At 69.2% G+C, this 2,480-nt stretch carries 3 protein-coding genes; 1 reads left to right on the plus strand and 2 read right to left on the minus strand.

The window, feature by feature from the left end; genetic code table 11:
* Positions 1 to 677: SDR family oxidoreductase (locus VFF46_RS01360; protein ID WP_325035116.1), on the minus strand; the 677-nt coding region annotated here is incomplete at its 3' end.
* A 120-nt stretch (positions 678 to 797) separates the two neighbouring features.
* On the opposite strand from VFF46_RS01360, the gene VFF46_RS01365 reads away from it, so the two are divergent.
* Complete coding sequence (locus VFF46_RS01365) at positions 798 to 1,058, plus strand: hypothetical protein (protein ID WP_325035117.1); 261 nt, start codon at positions 798 to 800, stop codon at positions 1,056 to 1,058.
* A 15-nt stretch (positions 1,059 to 1,073) separates the two neighbouring features.
* On the opposite strand, the gene VFF46_RS01370 is transcribed toward VFF46_RS01365, so the two are convergent.
* The coding region (locus VFF46_RS01370; RefSeq protein ID WP_325035118.1) for an FAD-binding oxidoreductase at positions 1,074 to 2,480 on the minus strand (1,407 nt) is incomplete at its 5' end.

A 2,480-nucleotide genomic window follows, 5' to 3' on the forward strand; every position in this document is an offset into this window, starting at 1 on the left:
CCACTGGCAGGGCGCTTGTCGAGCAGCTGCAGGAACGCCGGTACGACGGTTGCGGGCTCCGGCCGGTCCGAGATGTCCTCGCCGGGGAACGCGGCCTGGTGCATCGCCGTACGCAGGTCACCCGGGTCAACGGCGTACACCGCCAGTGCTGGATGCTCCGCGGCCAAGACCTTCGTAGCGTGATCAAGTGCCGCCTTGGCGGAGCCGTAGCCGCCCCAGGTCTCGTAAGCCTCCACGGCGGCGTCGGAGCTGATGTTGATGAGCACACCGGGCTCTTTGGTGAGTGCTGGAAGCAGCAGCTGTGTAAGGGCGAGCGGCGCGAGTACGTCGACCTCGTACACGCGGCGGAGTTCGTCGAGGTCCGCCGCGGCCAGTGGCTGCAGCGGGCTCGGACCGAGGTAGCTCGCGTTGTTGACGAGCAGGTCGAGCCGCCCGAGCTCGGTGATCGCGTCGAGCAGGTCGGCACGGTGCTCCGGGTCTGTGACATCACCCGCTAGCGGTACGACGTCGGTCCGGGCCGCGAGGGTATCGGCCGCGGCTTTCAGCGCTTCCGCCCCGCGCGCGTCGATGACCAGCACCCACCCCCGCGCGGCAAGCCCGTGCGCCAACGCGAGCCCAAGCCCCGCGGAGGCACCGGTGATCAGAGCAACAGGACGTTCGGACGGTTCAGGATTCATGCCGCCACCGTCGTACCTCAACATTACTTGAAGTCAAGCGTCGTGATCGGGATCGACCCCACTCGGGCCTGACCCGGCGCCTGCGTACCGTGGAATTCCGGACGAACGACGGAGGATGCGATGCCAGAGCGGGGCGAACTCACGCAGGAGAGCGGCGACGACGGCTACACGCGAAACGACCGGGACGCCGACAGCGAGACCTACCGGATCGCCCTGGGCGGCACCCAGAGCGATCCGAACGGCAAGAAGGATCCGGGCGGCTGGCGGGCCGGCGGCATAGCGGCCCTGGGCACCGGTTCGCAGGGGCAGGGCGAGAAGGAACACACCGGGACGCGGATCAGCGACGTCCTGGACGGGAAGAAGGACAACAGAGAGCGCTAGCAGACCGCGCGCCGGCTACGGCACCTGCGGCAGCAGGATGCCGGGGTTCATGATGTTGTCGGGGTCGAGGGTATGTTTGACGGCTTGTAAGGTTTTGGTGGCGAGGGGGCCGATCTCGGCCAGGTAGGCCGGTTGATGGTCGGTGCCGATGCCGTGGTGGTGTGAGATGGTGCCGCCGGTGGTGGCGATTGCTTGCGTGGCGGCGGACTTGGCGGTTCGCCATTGGGTGATCGGGTCGTCGCTCTGGGCGCAGACGACCGTGAAGTAGAGCGAGGCGCCGGTCTCGTAGACATGCGAGATGTGGCAGAGCACGAGCGGCGGCGTTGCGGCGAGGGACGCGACCAGCGCGTCGGTGACCGCCGCTTTCAGGGCCGGGATGCGGGACCAGAAGGCTGCCGTTTCCAGGGTCTCGACCAGCGCGCCTTCGTCGAGGAGCGGATCCCGGAGGTACGGCGCGCGGTACCGCCCGACGCGCCAGGTCTCGCCAGGGCCTTCGCCCAGGTTCGTACCACCTGCCGCGGTGAGTACGTCGGCGGTCGCCTGGCTGTACGGACCGTCGAAGCCGATGATCGCGAGTACGCCGCCTTCGCTGGCGCCGAGGACGTTCGGGTCGGCGAGGTTCACCGCGGTCTCGACCTCGTCGGACAGCCGCAGCACCGTCGGGAGCGGGCCGTCCTGGGCGAGCCGGCGTACCGCGGTCAGACCGGCGTCGAAGGTGTCGAACTTCCAGCCTTCGAAGTGCCGCTCGACCGGGCGTGGACGGATCCGGACGACCACCGAGGTGATCACGCCGAACGCGCCCTCGGAGCCGAGGAACAGCTGGCGGAGGTCTGGTCCGGCGGCGGACATCGGAGCGCGGCCGAGCTCGATCGTGCCACGCGGAGTGGCGACCGTGAGTCCGACGACCATCTGGTCGAAGCGGCCGTAGCCGGCCGACGACTGGCCACTGGAACGGGCGGCCGCGTAACCGCCGATCGACGCGCCTTCGTAGGACTGGGGGAAGTGGCCGAGGGTGTAGCCGCGCTCGGCGAGCAGCGCCTCGGCGGCGGGGCCGCGGACGCCGGCCTGCAGGGTCGCCGTTCTGGAGATCTCGTCCAGCTCGGTGAGCTGGTCGAGGCGGCGCAGGTCGAGGGTGATGAACGCGCGGGTGGTGGCGAGCCCGCCCACTACGGAGGTCCCGCCGGAGTACGGCACGACGGCGAGGTCGTGTTCCGCCGCTCCTTGGAGGATGGCTTGTACTTCGTCGTGTGAGCCCGGGTAGACGACCGCGTCCGGCACGTCGGAGGTGTCGCCGGCGCGGAACTTCAGCAGATCCGTTGTCGAATACCCGCGCGTGTGGGCCCAGCGAGCGTCCCACTCGGCCGCCACGTGCTGCGAACCCACAACCGATGACAGAAACCGCAGCTGTTCATCACTGGCGCC

It is taken from the genome of Kribbella sp., assembly GCF_035655035.1.
Lineage (GTDB): Bacteria > Actinomycetota > Actinomycetes > Propionibacteriales > Kribbellaceae > Kribbella.

Coding starts and splice junctions, on each gene's coding strand:
- VFF46_RS01365 (WP_325035117.1), top strand. CDS start 798: ATGCCAGAGCGGGGCGAACTCACGCAGGAGAGCGGCGACGACGGCTAC.